We start from the raw sequence: 17,342 nt of genomic DNA, 5'->3' as shown, positions 1-17,342 counted from the left end.
CGACGAAGTCGCCAACTGGCCCACGGCTCCGTGCGGGCCGATTTCGGCACCGGCCGGCGGCTGCCCGACGAGATCACACCGGCCAAGGCCCACCCGGGCGTCGACAAGCAAGCCATGGACTTCGTCGCGCTCTTCCCGCTGACTGCTCATCGGTGTGAAGACGAGGAAAGCGAGGAGTGCGGTTGGCAACTGACACCGCGCACGGCTGACGTTCTGCACACGGCCCTGAGCCGGCCCGCAGACTCCGCCTACGAAGACACCGAGAAACTGAACGACGCGCCGATCACCGCAGAAGAAGACGAAGAGTACGAGTTCTTCGGGCGCCTCACACGCATCACCCGGCGCCAGAACAGGGCATGGCGCAAACAGGTCGCCCGGGCCTGCGACGACCTGACAGGCGACATCAAAAACGGCAACTGACCGCAAGCCACCTGCACGGCGGAGGAGATCGTCTTCCACCCCGCCCTCGAAAACGCACCTGATCTCATCGACGCCAGTAGTCGCGGTGGCGGCAGCATCCCGATGCCCCAACACGAGGACGACTACGACTGGGCTGCCTGCTCCGAGTTCCTCTTCCAGGACCACGAGGTCCTGTGGTTCTACAACTCCAAGTTCACCGGCGTCGAAACCCCATCCCATCCGCTCAACCAGGCACTCGACATCGGTGACGCCAAACCTCGCGTGATTCGAAGACTTCGGCAACGTCACGCCGCGCAACCCGAACCGCGGTTTTCGGTAGGCCCTACTCGGGTCGTCGAACTCCGATGCGGAACCGCTGCACCCAGACGAACGCACGGCACCAACGCTCGGACGCTGTGGACCAGTTGTGGACCACACGGCATGCGCGAAACGGCACGATATACTGGAAATCGAACGTCGTATTGGGCACCAAAATGCCCCTGACCTGCGGAAAGACCCCATCTCCTTGACTGGGGGTCAAGGGGTCGCAGGTTTAAATCCTGTCGTCCCGACGGTGTTCAAGAGGCGCTGACCAGGGCAAAAGCCCAGGTCAGCGCCTCTTGCTGGTTTAGACCACTTACCGGTTGGAAGAGGTCCCGAAAACCTCTTGGGGACCAACCAGGGTCCAAATGCACCTGAAGCGCCTCCGACGCACTGGTCACCAACCGCAGTTCGGGATGCAGATACCGACACCGGCTCCCGTCGACCCGCCGGGTTTGAAGCCATTGTCCCGCGCGTCACCGATTCCGGCGCGCCATCGTGGCATCGATCCTGTCGGTGGCGGAACAAATCCGCAGCATGCCGCAGTTGCGCCTGGGACAAGGATTCGACGGGCTGGAGGTGCATGCCGACCGAGGTCGCAATCTGGCGGATGGACGAGGGTGGACGGCCGCAGCGCATGCGACCGGCCGCGATGCCTCTGGAGCGTGACCTCGAGGACGCGATCAAGGCGGATCCGGACATCCTCGGTGAGCCCGTCCTGCTGATCGGCCGCCAGGTCCCCACCGCTAACGGTGGGTTCGTCGATCTCCTCGCCGTCGACGGGGAGGGCTGCCTGCGCGTCCTGGAACTCAAGCGCGGCCGAGGGGCACGCGAGGTATCGCCCAGGCTCTGGACTACGCCTCCTGGGCGGTGTCGCTCTCCCACGCGCGCATCCTGAGACTCTTCGCGGGCTACCGCAGTGACGGCATCGCGTGACGATTGTCGCCGCACGCTTGGACGAGGCCACCGAACGAATCGTGGGCCACCTCGCGGACCTCGGCGTCCCGGTCAACGCCATCTGCTTCCACTCGCTCCTGGGACGACGCCCACCGGTTCGGGTTCGTCTCCGCCGGCGGCGGCAAGTGGTTCTCCCAGGGCCTGCGCCGACCGCAGCCGGCATCGGATCAACGCCTACATCCCCACGTCGGCTATGTGGGCATCGGCGAAGGGTGTGGAGATCGGACTTGGTTCGCCGAGGCAATGGTCGGCGACGACTCGGTCCGCCTGGCCGAACAGCGGCTCGTCGAGAGCTACCGCCACCCGGGAGACGAGAGCGATCCCGACGTGGCCGAGTACGTCCTGCCCGTCCGCCGGCTCAAGACGGTCGACCGAGCGCACAACCGGCCATGACGTACGGTCTGCGGAATGACAACAGGAGATGTGAAGGCCCCCAAACCCCGGGTGCAGCTTGTCATCGGCATCATCCGCCGAGACGACGAGATCCTGCTCGTGCGGGAGGGTCTCGGCACCGGCGGCGAGATGCTCTGGTCACTACCCGGCGGCGGGGTCAAGGACGGTGAACTTCTCCACGAAGCGCTCCGGCGCGAACTCCGAGAGGAGACCGGACTACTGGTCGGCGACCCTGTGCGGACCGCGTTCCTCATGCACATCGACTCCGAGCAACATCCCTCGGCATTCGCCGCCGCCTTCGAAATCGACGAGTGGACCGGGAAGCTCGCGCCACAAGACGACGACATCGAACAAGCCGCCTTCTTCCCTCTGCCCGATGCCCTGAAGCTGCTCTGTGAACTGAGCAGCGCGACCCAACGGGAACCCATCGTTGGCTATCTGACCGAGGCCATCGCACCAGGCACCACCTGGCTGTACCGCAACCGGGGTGCACAAGAGACACTCGTCGCCCGCTGGTGACGCCGGAGCGCGGCCATCACACGAAGATGATCCGGGAGACGACGATCTGTTCCAGGGGCTCGGCGGCGTCCGGCAAACGGAATGGACAGACCGTCGGGCACCATGCGCGTTGGGTGGGCGTCCCCCGGACTGCCGACGGACCTCAGCAGGGCGCGTGTCGCCTCCCACAGCCTGTCGACCGTGGAGACGATCGCCCTCGTGGAGAGCTTCGTCACCGGCCTGGGCGAGAACGTTACCCGCTCCCACAACTGGCGGGCCTCGTCGTCAACGCCTGTTCGTCCCCTACCTGCTCGCCACGATCCGCATGGCGAAGTCGGGCATCGCCACCGCCGCCGACATCGACACCGGCATGAACCTGGCTGCGCCCGCCTCATGGGTCCGCTCAGGCTCGCCGGCCTGATCGGACCGGACACGGCCGCCTCGATCGCCGGCTCCCTCTACGACGCTGCGCAATCCGGCGTTCGACGTTCGTCGAGGTACTTTATTGCGAGTAGGTCGCAATTGCGGGTCGAATGCACAAAGGGGCTGCGATGGACTCCGGCGGTGGCGAAGAACGAGTCGTCGTGCGGAGGAGCGGGGTGCCCAACCGGCGCCGGGCAGGTGGCTGCTCGCTCGCGCCGCGGTCGCGGGCGTCTCGGTGGAACCCGGGCCACTCGTCCCGATCGGAGGGCATTCGACAACGCGGCACTGCTCGGTCGCCACCGCCCGCGGGCATCGTCAACGCGCCCAGCCCGACCGAGTCCCCGGAGCATCGAACCTTGCGTACCGCCGACATTCGGAGCATCTTCCTCGACTACTTCGCCGAACGCGGCCACACGGTCGTCCCCAGTGCGCCCCTGCCCACTCCGGACCCGACGCTGCTGTTCGTCAACGCCGGCATGGTGCCCTTCAAGCCCTACCTGACCGGTGAGGTCGCCGCGCCCTGGCAACGGGCCGCCGGCGTGCAGAAGTGCGTACGCACCCTGGACATCGAGGAGGTCGGCCGCACCACCCGTCACGGCTCCTTCTTCCAGATGAACGGGAACTTCTCCTTCGGGGACTACTTCAAAGAGGAAGCCATCGCCTACGCCTGGGAGTTGTCGACCACCGCACAGGCCGGTGGGGGATACGGACTCGACGCGGACAGGATCTGGGTCACGGTCCATCACTCCGACAGCGACGCGCGCGACATCTGGCGGCGTGTCGCCGGCCTGCCCGACGAGCGGATCGTCGCCCGCGGCGACGAGGACAACTTCTGGTCCATGGGCGTCCCCGGACCGTGCGGACCCTGCTCCGAGCTGTACTACGACCGGGGCCCCGGCCTCGGCCGCGAGGGCGGCCCCGCAGTGGACGAGGACCGCTACATGGAGTTCTGGAATCTCGTCTTCATGCAGTACGAACGCGGCGAGGGACCCGGCAAGTCCGGCTATCCGATCCTCGGCGAACTCCCGCGCCGCAACATCGACACCGGCATGGGCCTGGAACGCATGGCCACCCTGCTCCAGGGCAAGGACAACCTCTACGAAATCGATGAGACCCGCCCCGTCCTCGACCGGGCGGCACTGCTGGCCGGGGTCCGCTACGGCGCCGATACCGAGGCCGACGTGCGGCTGCGCATCGTCGCCGACCATGTCCGCACGGCCCTGATGCTTCTCGCCGACGGCACCGTACCCGGCAACGCGGGCCGCGGCTACGTACTGCGCCGCATCCTGCGTCGCGCCGTCCGCTCCATGCGCCAACTCGGCCACCGGGACCCCGCCCTACCCGAACTGCTCCCCGTCGCCCGGGACTGCATGGCCCCCGGCTACCCGGAGATCACCGAGTCCTTCGCCCGGATCGCCGACCGGGCATACGGCGAGGAGGACGCCTTCCGCAGCACGCTCAAGCAGGGCATCACGGTCCTGGACACGGCCGTCACCCGGGTCAAGGCCGATGGCGGGCGATCCCTGCCCGGCGCCCAGGCGTTCCTGCTCCACGACACCTACGGCTTCCCCATCGACCTCACCCTGGAAATGGCCGCCGAGCAGGGCGTGGAGGTCGACAGGGAGGGCTTCACCGCACTGATGAACGCCCAGCGCGAACGGGCCCGCGCGGATGCCCGCACACGCAAGTCCGGCGCCGCCGTCGACACCTCTGACCTGCGGTCCGTCCTGGACGCGCACGGCCCCACCGACTGGGCGGCCTGGGAAACCCTGACCACCGAGTCCCGCGTCCTCGCCCTCCTAGGTGCCCAGGGGGAGATGCCGGTCGCCCGGGACGGGGACATCGTCACCGTGGTCCTGGACCGCTCCCCCTTCTACGCCGAGTCCGGCGGCCAGGACAGCGACGCCGGCATCCTGTCCGGTACGTCGGTGGAGGGTGAGGTCCTGGACGTCCAGCGACCACTGCCCGGCCTGATCGCCCACCAGGTACGGATCACCGCGGGCGAACTCGCCACCGGTGACGCCGTGCACGCGGCCGTCGACCCCGAATGGCGACTCGGCGCGCGCCAGGCCCACTCCGCGACCCACGTCCTGCACGCCGCCCTCCGCGAGATCCTGGGCCCGACCGTCCTCCAGGCCGGCTCCTACAACCGACCCGGCTACCTGCGCCTGGACTTTCCCTGGCGCGCAGCGCTCTCCGACCCGATCCGCAACGAGGTGGAAGGCGCCGCGAACCGGGCCCTGCGCAGCGACCTGCCCGTCGGCGTGCGGTGGATGACTACCCCCGAGGCCAAGCAGCTGGGCGCGCTCGCACTGTTCGACGAGACCTACGGAGACAGGGTCCGCGTCGTCGAGATCGGTGGCGCGTGGTCGCGCGAACTCTGCGGTGGCACCCATGTGGAACACGCCTCCCAGATCGGCACCATCGCCCTGACCTCGGAAGTGTCCGTCGGTGCCAGCATGCGACGCCTGGAAGCCGCCGTCGGCATCGAGGGCTTCGCCTACCTGGCTCGCGAACGGGACCTGGTCGCCGGGATCGCCGAGCAACTCGGCGCCCCGCGCGCCGAACTCCTCGAACGCATCACCGGCCTGCTGAACCGCCTCAAGGCCGCCGACAAGGAAAACGCGCGCCTGCGGCAACAGGCCACCACCGTCCACGCTGCGGAACTGGCCGGCCGGGCGGTCGACGCGGGCGGCACCCTGCTCGTCACCGCCATCGTCGAAGCCGGAGCGGACGATGCCCGGGCCCTGGCCGTCGCCGTGCGCGAACGCCTTCCCGCCACCGTTCCCGGCGCGGTCGCCGTCGCCCAACCCACGGGCGTCGTCGTCATCGCGGTCAACCGAGCCGCTCACGAAGCCGGGTTGAGCGCTTCCGATCTGATCAAGCGCATCCTGAACGGCCGTGGTGGCGGCTCCCCACAACTCGCCCAAGGTGGCGGCCTCGCCGCGGACCGCCTGACGGACGCCCTCGCCGATCTGCCACGCCTCGTCGGCAACCGCTGATCCCTGGCGGGGAACGCAACGGGCACGGCTCCGGCCCCGCCGCGGCCCCCGGCCCGGTACCGGATCCCGCAGAGACCGCAGGATCGAGACCCGGTCCTCCGGGGTCGTACCCGCGACGAAGTTCCTGGAGGACCGCCTTCCCCTACGCCGAGCGACTCGGCGCGGCGCTCGGTCAAGAGAGATCTGCGAAGGCGTTGCCCGAGTCCGCCATTCGTTGTGAGCCGGTTCACGTACGGGAGACGGAACTTGCCCTGTGTGTGGCCCGACGACTTTCGCGGGGCGCGGTGCCTTCGGGGTGTGACGGCCGGACGAAGGGGCGTCCATGAGGGTGGAATCGGGTGCGGTGGCGGCCGGTGCCGACGGGTGGAGGGCGACCGGTGCGGTGACGGGGCTGTTGACCTGCGCCATGGCTTTCTCGATGTTGCAGTTGTTCCTGATCGGAGCGCTGGGCCCGCGCATCGTCGACGAGTTGGGGGTTTCACCGGCGGCGCTCGGCCTGACGACGACGGTGGGGTTCGGTGTGGCGGCGGTGTTGTCGCCGGTGGGCGGGCGCGTGGTCGATCGGCTGGGTCCGCGTCGCTGTCTGGTCGCGTTGCTGGTCGTGTCGGCGCTCGCGTTGGCGCTGATCGAATCGGCACCGGGTGCCGGTTTGTTGTTGGGAACCGTTGCGCTGGGCGGGTTGCCGCAGGCGCTGGCCAATCCCGCCACGAACAAGGCGATCCTGGCCGGTGTCCCGGCGGCGCGGCGCGAGGCGGTGACGGGGATGAAGCAGTCCGGGGTGCAGTTGGGGGCGTTCGCGGCCGGGTTGCCGTTGGCGGCGCTGGCCCCCGTCGCGGGTTGGCGGGGAGCGGTGTGGACTGCTGCGGGTGTTGCCCTGTTGGCGGCCGTGTGGGCGGTTCGTGTGCTGCCGGTCGATCCACCGATGGAACCGGTGCCTGCGGTGTGGGTACCGCGCGGGATGGTCGCGTGGTTGGCGTCGTTTTCCGTGTTGTTGGGTGGCGGTATCGCTTCGGTGAACACGTACCTGGCGCTGTACGGCACGGAGCGGCTGGGGTTGGGATTCACGGCTGCCGGGGTGCTGGTGGAGGTGCTGGGCGTGGCCGGGGTCGTCGGGCGGATGGGGTGGTCGCGAGTGGCCGCCCGACCGGGTCGCTCCCGGTGGTTGCCGGGTGTGCTGGCTGTCGGCGCGGTGGGGGCGGCGCTGCTGTTGGCGTTGTCCGCGTCCGCGACCCCCCTGGTGTGGGTCGCGGCCGGTGGGATGGGGGTGTTCGCGGTGTCGGCCAACGCGGTGTCGATGGTGTTGGTGATGCAGCGCGCGGCCCCGGGCCGGGCGGGGCAGGATTCGGCGCTGGTCTCGGCGGGATTCTTCGCCGGGTTCGCGGTCGGGCCGCCGCTGTTCGGGGCGTTGGCCGACGCCGGTCACAACGGGTCTGGATGGCTGCTGGTCGCCGGTGAGTTCACCGGAGCGAGCGTCGTGGCCGTGGTGTGGGCGGTGCACGAGGCGCGCTCGGCGGGTCGCGCATGACCCCCCGGGCGCCGGCGTGGGTGCGCCCGGCCCTTGCGTCGATCCTGGACCGGGTGGGGGTCACTCGTGCCGAAGTCGGCGAACGTTTCCCGTTGTTCGCGGCTGCGGACACGGGCCTGTGGACGACAACCGGGCGCGGTTCGTGGACCGGCGGGTTTTGGGCGGGGCTGCTGTGGTTGCGCGCCGATTCCTCGGGGGCGCCCACGGCGCGCCGGCCGTCCCCGCCCCCTGGAGGTTCACGTGAGCGTCGAACTGCGCGATCTGCTGCCCGCCGTACTGCGTCGTACCTGGGCGGTCGAGGGCACGTGTCCGGATCTGGACCTCTCCAGCCTCCAACGCGCCCGTCAGATCGCCGACCCGCACCACACGGCGGTCGTGGACGCCAAGGGGACGCTGTGTTACACGGCCCTGGACCGCAAGGCGCGATGTCTGGCCGCCGGTTTGGCCGCGCGAGGCATCGGCGTCGGGGACGTGGTGGGACTACAACTGCCCAACAACCGCCTCGCCGTCATCGCCGACCTCGCCACGGCCGCGCTGGGGGCCGTCGGGTTGCCGGTTCCGATCGGCCGCAGCGGGCGCGAGACCGCCATGCTGCTGCATCGATCGCAGGCGGTCGCCGTGATCACTATCGGCGAGTACCCCGCCGCCGACCTGCTCGACCGGGCGCCCGACCTGCCCCGGCTGCGCGCGGTGATCGCCGCCGGCCCCAGCCGTGCCCCCGAGGGCACCATCGCCCTGGCCGAACTGATGCGTACCGACGCCAAGACGTTCTCCCCCGCTCGGCCCGACCCCGACTCCGCCGCCCGTACCCTCGTTTCCTCCGGCTCGGAGGCCGAACCCAAGATGGTGGCCTACTCCCACAACGCCCTGGCCGGCGGCCGCGGCAACTTCCTCGCCTCCCTCATCCCGGACAAGCAGCCGCCCCGCTGCCTGTTCCTGGTGCCTCTGGCCTCCGCGTTCGGCAGCAACGGCACCGCGGTCACCCGCCCGCCACAGCGGAACCCTCGTCCTTCTGGACCACTTCACCCCGGAAGCCGCGCTGGACGCGCTCGCCGCCCACCGACCGACCCACATGCTGGGGGTGCCGACGATGATCCGGATGATGCTCGACCGGATGGCCACCGGCGCGCACCCGGCCTTCACCCCGCCCACCGCCGTGATCATCGGAGGCTCACCCCTGGACGAGGCCACCGCCCGAGAGGCACGCCTCGCGTTCGGCTGCCCGATCGTCAACCTCTACGGCTCGGCAGACGGCGTCAACTGCCACACCGGCCTCACCGGAGAACCCCCGCACGACGACGGACGAGGCACCCTCGCCGGCCACCCCGACCCGCGCGTCGCCGACATCCGCATCGCCGTCCCCGACACCGCACACATGGAGGAAGTCCCCGCCGGGACGATCGGGGAGATCGTCGCTCGCGGCCCGATGACCCCGCTGTGCTACGTCGCGGCCCCCGACCTCGACGCCCGCTACCGCACCGCCAACGGCTGGGTGCGCACCGGCGACCTGGGCCTGCTCGACGAAAGCGGCGCCTTGCGGATCGTCGGACGCCTGAAGGACGTGGTGATCCGAGGCGGCGCCAACATCAGCCCCGCCGAGGTCGAGATCCACCTCGCCACCCACCCGCTCGTGCGCGACGTGGTGTGCGTGGGCGTCCCCGACCCGCTGATGGGGGAACGACTCGCCGCCTGCGTCGTGACGCGCGACGTGCGCACCCCCACCCGGAACTGGGCGCGCACCTGGACGCCCGGGGCCTCGAACGCCGCAAACACCCCGAACACCTGCTGACGATCGAGACCCTGCCCCTGACCCCGGCGGGCAAGCCGGACCGGGCACTGCTGCGCGCACGCCTCGCCGACCGGGCGCACGAGCAACCTCCGGCAGCGGCGGGCTGACACCGACCCTTCCGCAGACGAGTCCGGGGCGGCAGGGGTGTCGTGGTATCGGCGCGTCGAAAGGCGGGCGCGTCGCGGCCACAGGTGCCGTCGCGCGGTTGTGGGTGGCGTCGTTGCTGCGGTACACCCCGGACACGAAGCGGCGGTGTGGGCCGCCCGTAGGGCGGGTGGCCCACACCGCCGAAATCATCCGTGGCTCGGGTAGTTCAGCCGCCCATCGCCTTGCGCAGCGTCGACGCGGCGTCGCGGTACACCGGCAACAGGTCCAGATCCTTGCCCGGGTAGTTGACGATCTCGACCTGCCGCGCACCCGAGTCGGGCAGGACCTTTCCCGTGGTCATGTGGGCGTTGTCCAAGACCAGGGCGGGTGCCTTCTTTGCCAGGTCCGACAGTTGCGACGCCGCCACCGCCTCGGGCCCGTAGGTGCCGCGGACCTCGACCCCGGCCAGCTTCGCCGCCCACACCGAGAAGACCTGGGCGACGACCGCGGGGGCCTTGCCGCCCGGCCACGCGCCCTTCAGGTCGTTCCGGAGCGTGTCGTATTCGGTCCGGAAGGCCGCGTTCCACGTGGTGGCGGCGGTCTGCGTGCCGAACAGATCGGCCAGGCGGGTGACTTCGGCCGTCACGTTGTCGGCGTCGTTGTCGAGCCCGACCTCGACGAGCCTGGCCTTCGACCCGGCCGCGTCCTTGATCTTCTTCGCGTACGGCTCGAACGGCGCGTAGAGCACGAAGTCCGCGTCGGCCACGGCCGCCAGGTCGGACGGCTTGGGATCGTAGTCGGGAGCGTGCTGCACCGACGAGGGCACAATCACCTTGATGTTCTCGGCGCCCGCGGCCTTGGCGAACGCACCCTCCCACGTGGTGGTGACCACGACGGCCGGCCCCTTCTTGCCACTGCCCTTGCCACCGCCCTTGTCGTCGGAGGAATCGTCGCCGCAACCGGTCGCGGTCAATGCCAGGCCCACGCTCAATGCGAGGAGGGAAATGAAACGCACGCGGATGCGCGCCATGAGCCGATTCTCCGTTCGGGTATGAGATGGACGACCAGGACCAGGACCCCGGCCGTCAGGACGAGCACCGGACCGGGCGGCAGGTCCAGCCACAGCGCGACAAAAAATCCCGACAGGTTGACCACGACGCCGATACCGACCGCCCAGGCGGTGATGGATCCCAACGAGGTGCCCAGCCGGCGGGCGGCGAGCGCCGGCAACAGGGTCAGCGCGTCGACGAGCAAGGCGCCGGTCAGCTTGATCGCCCCCGCGACGGCCACGGCGACCAGGACCAGCAAGAAAGGGGTGAGCACGTTCACGCGCACTCCCGAGGCCACCGCGAGTTCGCGGTCGTACAACAGCAACGCGACATCGCGGCGGCGCCACCGAAACAGCAGCGGTACGACCACCGCGAGGGCGCCCAGCACCCACAGGTCGGCCTCGCCCACGGACAGGATCGAGCCCCACAACAGCGCGAAGGCGCCCGCCGCGTTGACCCCGGAAAGGGAGAGCACGAGCAGGGCCGCCGCGATCGCCAGACTCATGAGCAGGCTCATCGCCCCGGACAGGCCCTCCGGACTGCGCGCGAGCGGAGCGACTCCCGCGCCGGCCAGGGCGCACGCGCACAGCGCGCACAGCATGGGGTCCACACCGGTCCACAGACCCACCGCGATGCCCAGCAACGCCACATGCATCATCGCGAACCGCACCGGCATGATGTCCAGCCCGACGATGATCACACCGACGATCGGCAGGCCCACCGCCGCCAACAACAGGGCAAAGCCGGCCCGTTGAACGGGCACGAGCCGCAGGAGTTCCCCGACGTCCGCCGTGGCCAGGGCGGTCACCCGACCCACCGCAACCGACCCGCGGCCATCTCCAGCACCCGATCGCAGCGCTCGGCCAGCGCTCGATCGTGCGTGACGACCACGACCGTCACCGGCAGCGACAGGAGCAGGTCGGCGGCCTCCTCCTGGCCCGCGAAATCCAGCGCCGCCGTGGGCTCGTCGGCCAACAACACTCCGGCACCGGCGGCGACGCAGCCGACCGCCCGCGCCAGATACACCCGCTGCAACTGACCACCGGACAAGGAATGCACAGGTCGGTTCGCCAGCATGGCGACGCCCAGCTTCTCGGCGGCCCGACCGGCCTCGGCCGCCACGCCACCACTTGCCAGCAACTCACGCGCCAGCAGCGGAAACCGGCCGGACGCCGGCTTCTGCGGAACCCACGCGCACGCCCTCCTGCGCCACGCCCACTCGGCCGCCGTCCGCGCGTCCCGACCACCCACTGTGATCCGGCCCTCGGACAGGCGGTGCAGGCCAAGCACCGCCCGCAGCAATGTGGTCTTGCCCGACCCGTTCGTACCGGTCAGCGCCACCCGCTCCCCGACCGCCACATCGAGATCCACCCCGGCCACCGCCTCCACGCGACCATGACGGCACCCCACCCCGCGCATCCGTATGTCCGACCCGTCGTCCATTGCACCCCTCGCTTCGAGAAAGGAGTCGGAACTCGACGGGGGTCAGTTCCCGGTGAACCCTGTTTCGTCCGCGGCGGGCGACCGTCCGGAATCGATCGCCCGCGCAAGCCGCCCGGACCCTTCGGCCATACACAGCCCGACCCCTCATCGCTGTGGCGGGGGCACATCTCGCCCGTACCGCGGCCCACGACCACGACCACGACCACGACGAGATTCCGTCGTGGAACAAGATGGCACCTTGATCGACGTGGGTGCGTCGATCTCGTCGGCCAAAAGTGCGTGGGGTCACGCCGGCCGGCAAAGGCTCATCACCCGCGTTCGCCACACAACGGCAGCAATCGGCCTATGCACGTCAGCCGCGATGTCGACCCAGATGGAGGTGATCAGAAGTCCTTGCAGGTCTCGGAGCTGTGGAAACCTCGGCAGAGGCTCAGTCGGCTCCCCTGGGCCAGAAGCACGATCCTGGTCATGCTGCTCGCCGGCGGCGCTTGGGCAAGCTGTTGTGGGCTACTCGGTCTGCCGGGCGCTACCGGGTACCCGCGAGCGCGGCGTCCGCCGTGTGGGCAGGCAGTGGGCTCGGGCGACCCGTGTCGTCGACGCGCACCAAGCGGAAGAGGCCTTCAATCGCGGTGTAGCACCTGCCTCGGGTGGGGTCCTCGGCGACCGCTTGGGCCCATACGTCGAGCGATGTGCGGCCCTGGGTCCTGACGAACGCGGATACGGTCACCAGTTCCCCGCCGCGTACCGGCCGGATGAAGGCCACGTCGCGGCAGGAGGCCATCACCACATCGCCCCGTGCCCGCCTGCTCGCGGCGACCACCGCCGCCTTGACGAGGAGTTGCAGCCCGATGCCCGCGAACAGCGTGCCGTGGTGGTTGAGCATGGGCGGCAGTACGAAGTCCGCGATCTGCGCGGCGGCTTCATGCGTGTGCGCCCGTTCTTCGGTACCGGTCATGTCAGTCGGGCCGCCGGCTGCGGGACAGGGCGTTGGACCGGCCCGGTGTAGGCCCCCAGCGGGCGGATGAGTGCGTTGGCGGCGAGTTGCTCGGTGATGTGTGCGGTCCAGCCGGTGATGCGGCTCATCACGAAGATGGGGGTGAAGGTGGGGATGTCGAAGCCCATGAGGTGGTACGCAGGGCCGGTCGGACACGACCGCGCCGGAGACGTACAGGCCCTCGAAGCCGATGTCCTGGATCAGCCGGGCGGTGAGCGGGTTGAACGCGCCGGGGATGCGTTGGAGCGTGCCGGAGGCAAGGCCGTCGCGAAAGGCCCGGCGCCTGGCCGCCGCAGTGGTACGGGCGTGCAACATCACAGGATCCCCTTCGGCAGGGTGGCGTCGATGTCGGCGATGTGGGCGGGGTCGACGGTCGGGAACAGGTCGGCCATACCGGCCGCGTCCAGATCGGCGAGGTGTTCGGCGGCGAGGAGGAATCGGTCCTGGGCGGCCTTGTCGAGGACGCCTTCGGCCAGGGTGCGGAACTTGGCGACGTACTGTTCGCGCGCGAACGGGCGGGCGCCGAGCGGGTGGGCATCCGCCACCGCGATCTCGTCCACGAGGGTGCTGCCGTCGTCGAACGTGATCACCACGCGCGCGCCGAACGCCTTCTCCGCCGGATCCTCGGAGTGGTAGCGGCGGGTCCACTCGGGGTCTTCGAGCGTGGTGACCCGGTGCCACAGCGCGACCGTGTCCGGGCGGGCCGCGCGCTCGGGCCGGTAGGAGTCCTCGTGGTGCCAGGCGCCGTCCTGGAGCGCGACGGTGAAGATGTACGGGATCGAGTGGTCGAGCGTCTCGCGGCTCGCGGTCGGGTCGTACTTCTGTGGGTCGTTGGCACCGGAGCCGATCACCTGATGGGTGTGGTGGCTGGTGTGCAGCACGATGTCCGAGATCCGGGCGATGCCCTCGTCGCCGAGCCGCGCGTTGAGGCGCCGGGCCAGGTCGATGAGCGCCTGCGCCTGGTATTCGGCGGAGTGTTCCTTGGTATAGGTGCGCAGGATGCCGTCGCGGGACTCACCCGGGCCCGGGAGGTTCACGGTGTATTCGGCCCGCGGGCCGTCCAGCAGCCTCGCGACGACCCCGTCCTCGCCTTCGTAGATCGGTGCCGGCGCGCCCTCGCCGCGCATCGTGCGATCGATCGCCTCGATGCCGGCCCTGCCGGCGAACGCGGGGGCGAACGCCTTCCAGGAGGAGATCGCGCCCTTGCGGGACTGCCGGGTGGCGGTCGTGGTGTGCAGCGCCTGACCGACCGCCTCGCGGATCACCTCGACGGGCAGGTCGAGGAGGGTGCCGAGTCCGGCAGCGACGGAGGGCCCGAGGTGGGCGATGTGGTCGATGCGGTGCTTGTGCAGGCAGATCCCGGTCACCAGCGCGACCTGCACTTGGTACGCGGTGGCGGCGGCTCGGATCACGTCGGCGCCGGAGCGGCCGGTGTGCTGGGCGACCGCCAGGATCGCAGGGAGGTTGTCGCCCGGGTGGGAGTAGTCCGCCGCGAGGTAGGTGTCGTGGAAGTCGAGTTCCCGGACCGCGGTGCCGTTCGCCCACGCCGCCCACTCCGGGGACACGCGCACGTCGCCGCCGAACACGGTGGCACCCGCACGACCTGCGGAAACCGGGTGGCGCAGCGCCTGTACTCGGGCCACGGCGGGTGGTCGACGACGCAGCGACGCCATCGCGACGGCCGCGTTGTCGATCACGCGGTTGATCACCATGTCGCGGACGGCGTCGGTGATCGTGGCCTCGGTCGTCCCGGCGGCCAGCTCGGCGATCCTGTGAGCGAGTTCCTCGGTACGGGGGAAGGCCTCCGCACTGCGGCGGACACGTACGCGGTATTCGGTCATGGCACGTCCTGGAGGTGAGCTGATGTCTGCCTGTGCCGATCAGGCTCACACGCTGATCCCCGCCTCACCAGGAAGCCAATCTGCCAACTTCTGCCAAGTTCTCGCGGCCCATGGCCAATCTTGTTAATTCCGACTTGATACCTTTGCCAATCTCGGCGACGGTCGACCTCGAAGACGGCAGAGGAGCGAGTGATGGCGAAACGCGGGCGTCCGCCGGGCGATCGGCAGATGTACGCCGGTCCCGCGCTGCGCAAACTCCGCCGCCGGCACGGGCTCAGCCAGGTCGATCTGGCCCGCCGCCTGGGAGATCTCGCCCAGCTATCTCAATCAGATGGAGCACGACCGACGGCCGATGACCGTGCCGGTGCTGCTGCGCGTCACCGAGACCCTGGGCGTCGCCCCTGACTTCTTCGCCGACGCGGATCGGCTGCGGCTCGGCGCGGACGTACGCGCGGCGCTTGCCGACGAGGCGGCCGGAGGACACCGGGTCGAGGCCGCCGACGGCGAGGAGATCCGGGAACTGGTCCGGCAGTTCCCGGACGCCGCCCGCGCGCTCGTCGCGTTGCATCGCCGCTACCGCGAGGCCGCCGACCGCGCGGCCGTCCTCGCCGGCCACCCGGAATCCCTCGGACTGGCCGAACCCCACGACGAAGTGCGGGACTTCTTCGCGGCGGAGCGCAACCACATCGCCGCGCTGGACGCCGCGGCCGAGGCCCTCGCCGAAACCACCGAAATCGTGCCCGGGGCGGCCGAGGCGGCGCTCACGACCCGTCTCGCGGACGGGCACGGGGTACGTGTGGTCGTCACCGCGCCGCGCGGCCGCGCCGTCGTCGCTGAGGACCCGCGCCGATTCGACCGCGAGAGCGCGACCCTGCGGCTCGCCGCGCATCTCACGCCCGGGCAGCGGGCGTTCCAGGCGGCGGTGCAACTCGCGTCCCTGGAGTTCCGGGACCTCATCGACACCATCGTCGCGGGCGCCGGTCTCACCGGACCCGACGCCCCCACCCTCGCTCGTGTCGGCCTGGCACACTACGCCGCCGGCGCCCTGGTCATGCCCTACACCGCGTTCCACCGCGACGCGGAGGAACTGCGCTACGACATCGACCTGTTGGCCACACGCTACGGTGTCGGCTTCGAGACCACCTGCCACCGGCTCAGCACCCTGCAACGGCGCAACGCCGCGGGCGTCCCCTTCGCGTTCCTGCGCGTCGACCGCGCCGGCAACGTCTCCAAGCGCCAATCGGCCACCGACTTCCACTTCTCCCGATTCGGCGGCACCTGTCCCCTGTGGACCGTGTACGAGGCGTTCGGCTCCCCCGGCCGCATCCTGACCCAGATCGCCACCATGCCCGACGGCCGCTCCTACTTCTGGATCGCCCGAACCGTCACCCGCGGCCTCCCCGGCTGGAACGCCCCCGGCGCGACCTTCGCCGTGGCCCTCGGCTGCGAACTCCGCCACGCGCACCGCCTCACCTACGCCGACGGCCACGCCCTCGACGACCCCCGCGCCGCCACCCCGATCGGCATGGGCTGCCGCGTCTGCGAGCGCCACGACTGCACGCAACGCGCCAACCCCACCGCCGGTAACCGCCTCGCCGTCGACGAGGACCGCACCACCGCAGCGCCCTACCAGGTGCGTTCGACGCACTAGCGACCGCGAATCGCCCGCAGAGCCCGGCTCACCGTGGCCTGTCCCCCGGCGCGCGGTGGCGTGCGGGGGCTGCGGTGAACACGCAGTCGCCACACACACCGCCCTGCGGCGTGCGGTAATACAGGCAGCAGGTGGTCCGGCGGAACGCGGCCCGGGACCACGTCCCGGTGCCCCGCAAATGCCCGCGAGACTGCACCGTGCCGGCGATCCGCATCGCGGTATCGGCTCGCGCGGGATCGTCGGGATGCAGGTATCGGTCCAGCACCCGCCACGCACCCACCAGGCCCGAAGCCGCGTTGCCCCACAGCAGACGTTCCGAGACCGGCGTGATCCGGCGGATCGCCTGAGCAAGGGGAGCCAGGTGGCCCTCGGCCACCACCTCGTACAGCGCGTCCGCGAGGTTGTCCTCGCCTCCGTCCAGCGGCCCGGCGGGTTGCGGAGGAGGGTCGGCCCAGAGCTCCGCCGGGCCCGGCGGTACAAGCCGCCACATGACGCGGTCGGGATCGAGGTCGGGAACCACGTGGGCCTGCGCCACGGCACCGAGAGCGACCGACCACAGGCGGGCGGCGATGCCCAGATGCACGATCGACGCCGCGACACGGACCTCGTCCGTGCCCAATCGCACACCGACGTCGTGGACATGGTGGGCGAGCAGATCCGGTGCGCGATAAAGATCGCCGAGGAGACGGAACCCGGCGGTGTCGGCACGGGGTCCGGTAGCCAACGCGAAGAACGGACCGATCTCGATCAGACCGCCGAGGACATCGCGCAGGCGATCCGCCGCGGGAAGCATCACCTGTCCACCGATCACGGCTCAGCGCTCACTGTGATCGTGGATGGCCGTGGTTCGGGCCGAGCCGAGGCCCGGTCTCCGGGGCGAGATGATTCCGACGGACATGGCAATAAAGCTATCGGCGAGATTCCGCGCCGAGGAGAGGCCATCCGCACCTCGGACACGGTGCGCTGACCG

Annotated in this window: 13 protein-coding genes and 4 pseudogenes; 10 read left to right on the top strand and 7 right to left on the bottom strand. The window is 70.2% G+C overall.

From position 1 onward, the window contains the following. The first annotated feature begins 30 nt into the window (after window positions 1-30). From B4N89_RS27250 to B4N89_RS27220, 8 genes and pseudogenes are all read left to right on the top strand, one after another. Entirely contained in the window at window positions 31-420 is a 390-nt protein-coding gene (locus B4N89_RS27250; RefSeq protein ID WP_078978419.1) for a hypothetical protein, read from the top strand. Window positions 421-1,330: 910 nt separating this feature from the next. Continuing rightward, a complete protein-coding gene (locus B4N89_RS27245) occupies window positions 1,331-1,618 on the top strand; it encodes an endonuclease NucS domain-containing protein (RefSeq protein ID WP_161500826.1) in 288 nt (95 codons plus the stop codon). 302 nt (window positions 1,619-1,920) lie between these two features. Beyond that, window positions 1,921-2,070, top strand: coding sequence for a hypothetical protein (locus tag B4N89_RS49965; protein ID WP_161500825.1), 150 nt, complete (start codon window positions 1,921-1,923; stop codon window positions 2,068-2,070). A 15-nt stretch (window positions 2,071-2,085) separates the two neighbouring features. Beyond that, complete coding sequence (locus tag B4N89_RS27240) at window positions 2,086-2,589, top strand: NUDIX hydrolase (RefSeq protein WP_078978417.1); 504 nt, start codon at window positions 2,086-2,088, stop codon at window positions 2,587-2,589. A 186-nt stretch (window positions 2,590-2,775) separates the two neighbouring features. After that, a pseudogene (locus B4N89_RS51685) lies at window positions 2,776-3,033 on the top strand (3-hydroxyacyl-CoA dehydrogenase family protein); the annotation flags it as partial. A gap of 314 nt (window positions 3,034-3,347) precedes the next feature. Further along, window positions 3,348-5,993 (top strand): alanine--tRNA ligase, encoded by a 2,646-nt coding sequence (gene alaS, locus B4N89_RS27235; protein ID WP_078978416.1) that lies wholly within the window; start codon window positions 3,348-3,350, stop codon window positions 5,991-5,993. Between the two features lie 322 nt (window positions 5,994-6,315). Further along, the gene (locus B4N89_RS27230; RefSeq protein WP_235618812.1) at window positions 6,316-7,518 is read left to right on the top strand and encodes an MFS transporter; all 1,203 of its coding nucleotides are present in this window, start codon (window positions 6,316-6,318) and stop codon (window positions 7,516-7,518) included. A 240-nt stretch (window positions 7,519-7,758) separates the two neighbouring features. Then, window positions 7,759-9,414: pseudogene (locus B4N89_RS27220) on the top strand (class I adenylate-forming enzyme family protein). A gap of 206 nt (window positions 9,415-9,620) precedes the next feature. On the opposite strand, the gene B4N89_RS27215 reads toward B4N89_RS27220, so the two are convergent. The 6 genes and pseudogenes from B4N89_RS27215 to B4N89_RS27185 form a co-directional block, all read right to left on the bottom strand. Continuing rightward, a complete protein-coding gene (locus B4N89_RS27215) occupies window positions 9,621-10,424 on the bottom strand; it encodes a metal ABC transporter solute-binding protein, Zn/Mn family (RefSeq protein ID WP_078978415.1) in 804 nt (267 codons plus the stop codon). Continuing rightward, the gene (locus tag B4N89_RS27210; RefSeq protein WP_078979673.1) at window positions 10,382-11,251 is read right to left on the bottom strand and encodes a metal ABC transporter permease; all 870 of its coding nucleotides are present in this window, start codon (window positions 11,249-11,251) and stop codon (window positions 10,382-10,384) included. Before B4N89_RS27210 ends, B4N89_RS27215 begins: the two co-directional genes overlap by 43 nt. Further along, entirely contained in the window at window positions 11,248-11,886 is a 639-nt protein-coding gene (locus B4N89_RS27205; protein ID WP_078978414.1) for a metal ABC transporter ATP-binding protein, read from the bottom strand. The genes B4N89_RS27210 and B4N89_RS27205 overlap by 4 nt, the downstream gene beginning before the upstream one ends. A 526-nt stretch (window positions 11,887-12,412) precedes the next feature. Then, window positions 12,413-12,841 (bottom strand): acyl-CoA thioesterase, encoded by a 429-nt coding sequence (locus B4N89_RS27200; RefSeq protein WP_078979672.1) that lies wholly within the window; start codon window positions 12,839-12,841, stop codon window positions 12,413-12,415. Further along, window positions 12,838-13,032, bottom strand: a pseudogene (locus B4N89_RS27195) (citrate/2-methylcitrate synthase); the annotation flags it as partial. The gene B4N89_RS27200 and the pseudogene B4N89_RS27195, both read right to left, overlap by 4 nt. Window positions 13,033-13,194: 162 nt before the next feature. Continuing rightward, the gene (locus B4N89_RS27185) at window positions 13,195-14,721 is read right to left on the bottom strand and encodes an MmgE/PrpD family protein (RefSeq protein WP_078978413.1); all 1,527 of its coding nucleotides are present in this window, start codon (window positions 14,719-14,721) and stop codon (window positions 13,195-13,197) included. A 192-nt stretch (window positions 14,722-14,913) separates the two neighbouring features. On the opposite strand from B4N89_RS27185, the pseudogene B4N89_RS27180 reads away from it, so the two are divergent. Further along, a pseudogene (locus tag B4N89_RS27180) lies at window positions 14,914-16,372 on the top strand (short-chain fatty acyl-CoA regulator family protein). A gap of 28 nt (window positions 16,373-16,400) precedes the next feature. On the opposite strand, the gene B4N89_RS27175 reads toward B4N89_RS27180, so the two are convergent. Further along, window positions 16,401-16,997: a (2Fe-2S)-binding protein gene (locus B4N89_RS27175; RefSeq protein WP_235618811.1), complete on the bottom strand. Its 597-nt coding sequence runs from the start codon at window positions 16,995-16,997 to the stop codon at window positions 16,401-16,403. A gap of 9 nt (window positions 16,998-17,006) precedes the next feature. Between B4N89_RS27175 and B4N89_RS51670 the strand changes: the two genes are divergently transcribed. After that, a complete protein-coding gene (locus tag B4N89_RS51670) occupies window positions 17,007-17,339 on the top strand; it encodes a hypothetical protein (RefSeq protein WP_235618810.1) in 333 nt (110 codons plus the stop codon). Window positions 17,340-17,342: the final 3 nt, after the last annotated feature.

The sequence above is a fragment of the Embleya scabrispora genome (genome assembly GCF_002024165.1).
Taxonomy (GTDB): Bacteria; Actinomycetota; Actinomycetes; order Streptomycetales; family Streptomycetaceae; genus Embleya; species Embleya scabrispora_A.
This window is presented reverse-complemented; position numbering and strand designations above follow the sequence as displayed.